Source organism: Coriobacteriia bacterium, assembly GCA_034370385.1.
Taxonomy (GTDB): domain Bacteria; phylum Actinomycetota; class Coriobacteriia; order Anaerosomatales; family PHET01; genus JAXMKZ01.
The window spans coordinates 1-6227 of the sequence record JAXMKZ010000065.1; the positions used below are offsets into that span (position 1 = coordinate 1).

Here is a 6227-nt window from a genome sequence, read left to right on the forward strand (position 1 = left end):
GCACTTATTCACTATCGGCGTCCACTACTCGAGACTTGAGAGAGAGTTTCGGGACGGAAGATCGAGCGGATCCGGACAGGACTGGCCCTAACGGTCAGTCCTGTCCTACTTTCGGTCCGGTGAGTCTCGGGACCGGCAGGAGGACACACGTCGTTCTGTGCGCTTGTTCGGCGCACCACCCGCCCAGGTGCAGCTTTACCGGGGTTTCGACGTGTCTGGCGGCTCTTACGAGCCCTGCGACGGCGCTTATCTTCTGGGAGTTTCTGGAAACTGCATAATCCAGCTTCCCGCCACCCTCTAACGGCCGGTTTCCTCGCTTGCAAAGCGTAGGGATGAATAATTCACCAGTTCTATGCAATTCACCCTCAAAAACCAAACAAGCCCTCCGGCTAGCTAGCCGGAGGGCTGCTGATCACTACCGTTTGAGGCGTCTTCGGACGCGCTGCCTGATTGCTCGTGTGGTCCGGCGTGCGGCCGCTCGGCGTAACACCATGTGGGCCCGGTGTCGAGCGTCGTCGATCTTGGCCTGGGCCAGCGGCGACCGCGCTCTCACGAGGTCAGCTCGCGGGAGGCGACCTGCCCGTAGCGCAATCGGAGCGCGCACACGTAAAGAGACTGCTCGACGGTGTTGATCCTCGCCAGATCGTCTATGGCCTCGAGCAGGTCTGATAGCGCGTCTCGATCGCGATGCTCGAGGATCCACGAGAGCAGGACACTCGCGCACCACACGGCGACAAGCAGCACGCCGAAGCCTTGAGCGGTGTCGAACTCTTGCGATCTCACTCCCGCGAGCGATGCCGCGTGTAGTAACCAGCCGAGGAACACGAGCGCGTAATACCCTGCCCATCGTCCGACTCGGCGACCAAGTCCCCACCAGTTGATCCTCATAACGCCACCCCATCCGCTTTCTCGAAAACGACGTCACACGATCGTTTCTAAGCCCTTGGAATCCTTGTGGTCAGAGTAATAGGTCGCGCAGATCCACTTCTAGAGCGCCGGCGAGCTTCTCGGCCGAGAAGCTCGCCGCTTGCCCGGTGTTTCGCTCGAGCAGTTTATAGACGTAGGAGCGAGACAGACCCGCGTCCGTGGCGAAGGTTGCCAGAGAGCAATAGTTGACGCTAAGTCGGCGCCGCAGACTCTTGAGGTCGATTACCACCCGGTCGCCGTAGTTGTTGGGGCGATGGTCCACCGTGCCCCGGCATTTTCGCTGCTTGATGCGTGCGGCTAACCGCTCGAGGTCGGTCATGTGGATCCTCCTTCTTCGTCGTCGGTGAAAGCCGGTAGATGCGCGATCTCATTGAGCGCTAGAGCTCGTTGCCTGAGTGCGGCGATTTCCACCTGGGCTTCCGGTGTGTCGAGGTCGCCGAAATCCTGTCCGGCGAGCAGTTGCCATGAGCCGTGCCCGTGGAACGCGTGCGAGTACTGCCAGACTCGGCGCTCCCGGCCAGGCGGCAACCATTGCGCCGGATCCTCGGTGAGTTGTAGATCCACGTGTCGAGCCATGAACACCGGCCACCGGCGCCACACGGACCGTAACCATGTAGGGCGGATCTGCACGACCCGGCCGACCAACAGCCTCAGGCGTTTTTCGACCTGGGCGAGATTCTGAGTGTCACCGACGAGGCCGATGCCCATATGGCGCCGCTGCTGCATGAACTCCGTCCACCAGCGCGACGACTTTTGCCAGTCTCGCGCGTCACACATCATGTTGATCTCGGCGAGATAGATCACGGCCGTGATGCCGTCCTCAAGTGCTTCCACGGACGCCCGCATGACGTCGATCCACGTGAGGACCGGCCGCGCCTCGAGGCCGGTGTACGTGTCGCGCATATACACGTTGGCGTAGACCCTTACGCCGCGTCGCATGAGCCGGATCACGTGATCCGCGCCAAATGTCGTCTTTCCGACACCGGGCAGACCGAGGAAAAGGACCGTCTCATACTCGGTGGGGATCACGCGCAGGAACCACCATTGCCGACGCCTGTACAGCCAGCGCCAGTAGTCGAGTCTCTCGGACGCGTTTGCGTCGACGCCGGACCCGCGCCATCGCGCCATCGCGACGACGCAGAGAACGAACCCGGCCGTGATGCCGCCGGTCGCCAGCATCACGTCTCTACTGACCCCTAGCATCCTAACCCACCACTTTAGTGATGAAGCGGATCGCGAGAGCGGCACCCAGCACGACCAGCGCGCTGAGGAAAGCGGCGATCATCGCGCCCCAGATATCAAAGACGACGCCGTCGGCAAGCAGCCACGTGCCGAAGAGTCCCGCGAATAGTTCTGACCCAACGGACACCGGCGACCAGTCGGCGGGCACCCCCGTAGAAGTCTTACCCGGCGTGTTGAGTACGGTGAGCGCCGTCGACCCGGTGCCCGCGTTCGTGATCACACCCGTGATCTTGCCCACAAAGATCAGCACGAGCGCGACCACGAGCAGGATTATGACCACCTTCCACACATCCATTGTTTACCAGCCCTTCTTCGCCCAACCCCAGAGGAACCTTGAGATCCCGATCAACATCAGCGCGATGATGAGGTAGCCCAGGTACGTGTCACGCATGAGGGGTATCCCGACCCCGTCGAACAACGCTTTGACGCCCGCCCAAAGCGCATTCCACGTCGCGAGCTCGCCGATCGGGATCGTGGGAGCCATAAGCTACGCCCACTTCCCAAACTCGGTCATCCACCAGAAGAACGTAGACACGATGCCGTAGACGCGATCCTTGAGTTCACCGAACTTGCCGTTGACCCAAGAGAGGGATCCGGATGGCACGAGCGCCGACAGCCACCCCGGCAGTGCGTCCTTAGCCTTGTCCTCGTCCGATCTGTCGTCCGGGTAATAGGGCACCGGCAGCGCATACTCGTCTAGCGTCGCGGATTGTGTGCCGTTAGCCAGCGGGGCCACGTCCCATATGTCCGTCGAGACGATTGAAAGACCCGTCGCGAGCGTTTGGAAGTCTACCCACCCGTCAGCGTCCCCGTTGTTGAGCGAGAAGATCCCCGTTGTGGCGCGTTTGAAGTCCGCCCATCGGTCGCCAGTGAGCGTGCTCGAATACTGGATCGTCACCGTGCCAGCGGTGCCGGTCGCGTCTCGGCTCTTCACACCCAGGCCTGTCCCAAGAAGTGAATAACGCTCCTGGATGCGCCATTTGACAACGGACCCGTCCCAGTAGGCGGAAACCATCCGCCCGTAGAAGAGACGGCATGCCCTGCTCGGGAGCGGCACCGATCCCGTGTAGAGCTCGTTGTTGATTGTCGCGTTCGGGTCGAACCGAGGGCACGCGATGTTCCAGTTCTGAAGGCCGAAGCCGCCACTATAGAGAGTCGCGGCCCCGTTCTTCAGGAGCAGTGACCCGGTCGGGGCATACCTTGGTAGACAATATTCACCGGGATCCAGTTGTAGATCGCTGGGGATCACCCAGATCGCCCCGACGGACACGATCGAATAAGCCGGGAAGTTGATCCCGACCGTGACTGCCGCCTCTCCACACGGGTCACGGAAGTACTCAGCCGTCCCTACGTAGGCGGAGTAGGAGCCTCGCTGGAGGCGCCGGGTCCGCTGGAAAGACCAGCCTATCGAGTCCTGTGGGTCGAACGACGCGACCAATCGCGGTTGCACCGTGTCGGTCGCGACGGTGCCCGCTGGCTTGACGTTCGTCCATTGGGCGAGTACCGGCACGGGACTGTAGAAGAGCGCGAGCGCTGTCCAGAGTGCGCACGCCGCTAGTTGCAGTTGTATATAGCTCATCGGGTCAAGAACCATCCTACGATGACACCAAGAACCGTCACGCCGACGAAGAGCGCTATCACGCCTTTGAAGTCAGAAAGCAATAGCGTCGCGTTGGAGATCGCTCCATTGACCATCGCGTTGACCGCGGTTTCAAAACCCACGCTGTACACATCCTTTCGGTGGTCCCCCCGCCCCCCTACGGGGGGCGGGGGGACCGAAGAGTACCCGTGTCCCAGAGCCCTCCCGCCCGCCAGCCGGTAGGGTCAAGTCCGGCAAGCGGGGCGGAGGGCTCTGGGACAAAAGCACTAGCCGCGGCGGAACTTCGAGATCGCCCACCCGGCAACGAGCAGGGCGACACTGAAACCGACCACGACGAGCACCACCGTGTTGATCTCGGAGTAGAACGTCGTAGCTGACGCGATAATCGCTGTGGCAGTAAGTCCACTCAACATCGTGCATTCCTCCCTTCAGTCTCTCCGTAGGGCCCGTAGGGGAAAACGTGTCACTTCTTGCGCTTGCGGCGCCGGGAGCCTTTGCCTCCGCCCCTCCGGAACCTCGCGATCGCCCACCCGGCGACGAGAAGCGCCACCGTGAAGCCGATGATCACAATGAGGGGAGTCGAGATCTCGCTACCCCACGTGGTAGCACTGCCTACGACGCCGGTCGCGGTCAAAGAATTAAGCACGGCCTAACCTCCCCTCTAGGCATCGTCTTCGCCCGTCCATCCGTTGACACTCCGGGCATGATCCTCAAGATCCGCCCATGAGTTCGTAGTGTGATAGTCCTCCCCGCGCCAGCCTGGGAGGGGACCAAGGGATTTCCCGGGCATGCGCCGTTTGAAGGGGCCGTGGCCGATCGACTCTCCCGATGCTCTCCCCGATGGCGTGAGCCCCAGTAGCCAGTCCCCGATCATGAAGAAGAGGAAGAGACCACAAAGGATCTTGATTATCGGCGAGAGCGTCGTGAACCACTTTGTCGCTGAGGCGGCGACCTCTGCATATGAATAATCCAACATCGCTAGATCCTCACTGTCCATAGCGATCGCCGAGCCGGGCGAACGAGCCTACGACGAAGTCCAAGATGCCGAGCAGCACGCCGACCGACACGAGCACCAGCAGAACCTCACTGTAGCCGTCCATTGCCGTGATCAAGTCCTGGACCGTCACCGTTTCCGCCTCCCCGACAGCACGCTCAACAACACCGGCACCCACAACCCCACCACCGCGACGGCGACAACGTCTATCGCGCTCATCTTCGCACCGCCTGGACAAGGAAGACCACGATCGCGATCGCAATAATGCTGAGCACGAATAGCTGCACTGCGTCTTTCACGATGATCGCCCGGACACGATCGCGGCACCGATCAGAAACCCGACGCCCACGATTGAGATTCCGGCCGCGGCCTCAAGCGCGGATGCATCCAGCTCGCCGACACTCGCGACAGCGACCGTGAGTGTCTCAGGTATCGACACGGTAGCAGAAGTGTCCAAGGTCACATCAATCGGTTCTGAGAGCGCCACGGGCAACTCAGAGCCTAATTTCGTGGCGGTCGCCGCGATCGAGCCCAGTTCACCGAGGCGGACACTTCTGGCATCCAACGTCCGCAGCCTTATCGTCGCCTCGCCGTTAGTCAACACATGTTCGCAGATCCAGACATCCGTACCATCAGTTACCTGGACGTTCACGAAGTACATCACATAAGCAGGATCCAGCGGAATCGTGATCGACTTGACGCCATTCCACACGACCAGATTGCTGTTCTGTGAGTACTTTGAGCCATCCGCGTAGAAAGCTCTCTGCGTCCACCACTGCGATGAATCGTATTGCCAAGCGTAGTACAAACAAACCGTCATGTTTTTTGTCGCAGCCGCGACAGGAAGCACCGAATCCTGACGTATTACCGTGAACGACCCCGGAGACTGCGTCACCGTGAAATACCCTTTATCCGAGTACGTCGCCGCTACCGCGTCAGACGGGAAAGCCAGTCCTCCAAGGGCGAGAGCGATCAGAAAGAACACTCCGATCGAGAACAGATGTGTTGGCTTCCTCATCACGCCGCTTTTGGCACGAAGGCTGGACACGCGAAGTCACGGATCGAGCGGGAGTTGAGATAGATGTGGTGGTCCGCCGTTAGACCGATGTATTCACTGCACCCGAATCTCCCGGGCGACTCTTCGATGAGATTCTGACACCGGCAACACTTGCAGGAGTAGTGATCGCGGCAGTCTAGAGACCCGTGTTGTTGACATAGAGACGAGAAGCACGGGCCCCACGGGCATCGCTCATAATCGAGACGGCTAGCACCTGGATCACACACTCGAATCAACCCCTTCAGTCGGATTCTGCTCTCTAGGATGCACTTATTCACTATCGGCGTCCACTACTCGAGACTTGAGAGAGAGTTTCGGGACGGAAGATCGAGCGGATCCGGACAGGACTGGCCCTAACGGTCAGTCCTGTCCTACTTTCGGTCCGGTGAGTCTCGGGACCGGCAGGA

The 6227-nt window shown here is 60.5% G+C and carries 12 protein-coding genes; all 12 read right to left on the reverse strand.

Going from position 1 to position 6227, the window contains the following annotated elements; genetic code table 11:
- Positions 1-549: 549 nt before the first annotated feature.
- Positions 550-888 (reverse strand): hypothetical protein, encoded by a 339-nt coding sequence (locus U1E26_12775; protein ID MDZ4170506.1) that lies wholly within the window; start codon positions 886-888, stop codon positions 550-552.
- Between the two features lie 70 nt (positions 889-958).
- A complete protein-coding gene (locus U1E26_12780) occupies positions 959-1246 on the reverse strand; it encodes a hypothetical protein (protein MDZ4170507.1) in 288 nt (95 codons plus the stop codon).
- Positions 1243-2109 carry a hypothetical protein gene (locus U1E26_12785; protein MDZ4170508.1) on the reverse strand — a complete coding sequence of 289 codons (867 nt, stop codon included), beginning with the start codon at positions 2107-2109 and terminating at the stop codon, positions 1243-1245. Before U1E26_12785 ends, U1E26_12780 begins: the two co-directional genes overlap by 4 nt.
- A gap of 22 nt (positions 2110-2131) precedes the next feature.
- Positions 2132-2464, reverse strand: a complete 333-nt coding sequence (locus tag U1E26_12790) for a hypothetical protein (protein ID MDZ4170509.1) — start codon at positions 2462-2464, stop codon at positions 2132-2134.
- Positions 2465-2467: 3 nt separating this feature from the next.
- Positions 2468-2653: a hypothetical protein gene (locus tag U1E26_12795; protein MDZ4170510.1), complete on the reverse strand. Its 186-nt coding sequence runs from the start codon at positions 2651-2653 to the stop codon at positions 2468-2470.
- Between the two features lie 3 nt (positions 2654-2656).
- Positions 2657-3748 (reverse strand): hypothetical protein, encoded by a 1092-nt coding sequence (locus U1E26_12800; protein MDZ4170511.1) that lies wholly within the window; start codon positions 3746-3748, stop codon positions 2657-2659.
- Positions 3745-3891: a hypothetical protein gene (locus tag U1E26_12805; GenBank protein ID MDZ4170512.1), complete on the reverse strand. Its 147-nt coding sequence runs from the start codon at positions 3889-3891 to the stop codon at positions 3745-3747. Before U1E26_12805 ends, U1E26_12800 begins: the two co-directional genes overlap by 4 nt.
- A 144-nt stretch (positions 3892-4035) precedes the next feature.
- The gene (locus U1E26_12810; protein MDZ4170513.1) at positions 4036-4182 is read right to left on the reverse strand and encodes a hypothetical protein; all 147 of its coding nucleotides are present in this window, start codon (positions 4180-4182) and stop codon (positions 4036-4038) included.
- A 50-nt stretch (positions 4183-4232) separates the two neighbouring features.
- On the reverse strand, positions 4233-4415 hold the full coding sequence (locus tag U1E26_12815) for a hypothetical protein (GenBank protein MDZ4170514.1): 183 nt from the start codon (positions 4413-4415) through the stop codon (positions 4233-4235).
- 15 nt (positions 4416-4430) lie between these two features.
- A complete protein-coding gene (locus tag U1E26_12820) occupies positions 4431-4745 on the reverse strand; it encodes a hypothetical protein (protein MDZ4170515.1) in 315 nt (104 codons plus the stop codon).
- Between the two features lie 10 nt (positions 4746-4755).
- Positions 4756-4896, reverse strand: a complete 141-nt coding sequence (locus U1E26_12825) for a hypothetical protein (protein ID MDZ4170516.1) — start codon at positions 4894-4896, stop codon at positions 4756-4758.
- 162 nt (positions 4897-5058) lie between these two features.
- The gene (locus U1E26_12830; protein MDZ4170517.1) at positions 5059-5781 is read right to left on the reverse strand and encodes a hypothetical protein; all 723 of its coding nucleotides are present in this window, start codon (positions 5779-5781) and stop codon (positions 5059-5061) included.
- Positions 5782-6227 lie beyond the last annotated feature (446 nt).

Excerpts from the sequence above, each read along its gene's own strand:
- U1E26_12775 (MDZ4170506.1), bottom strand. The coding sequence starts at position 888 with ATGAGGATCAACTGGTGGGGACTTGGTCGCCGAGTCGGACGATGGGCA.
- U1E26_12780 (MDZ4170507.1), bottom strand. The coding sequence starts at position 1,246 with ATGACCGACCTCGAGCGGTTAGCCGCACGCATCAAGCAGCGAAAATGC.
- U1E26_12790 (MDZ4170509.1), bottom strand. The coding sequence starts at position 2,464 with ATGGATGTGTGGAAGGTGGTCATAATCCTGCTCGTGGTCGCGCTCGTG.
- U1E26_12795 (MDZ4170510.1), bottom strand. The coding sequence starts at position 2,653 with ATGGCTCCCACGATCCCGATCGGCGAGCTCGCGACGTGGAATGCGCTT.
- U1E26_12800 (MDZ4170511.1), bottom strand. The coding sequence starts at position 3,748 with ATGAGCTATATACAACTGCAACTAGCGGCGTGCGCACTCTGGACAGCG.
- U1E26_12810 (MDZ4170513.1), bottom strand. The coding sequence starts at position 4,182 with ATGTTGAGTGGACTTACTGCCACAGCGATTATCGCGTCAGCTACGACG.
- U1E26_12820 (MDZ4170515.1), bottom strand. The coding sequence starts at position 4,745 with ATGTTGGATTATTCATATGCAGAGGTCGCCGCCTCAGCGACAAAGTGG.
- U1E26_12830 (MDZ4170517.1), bottom strand. The coding sequence starts at position 5,781 with ATGAGGAAGCCAACACATCTGTTCTCGATCGGAGTGTTCTTTCTGATC.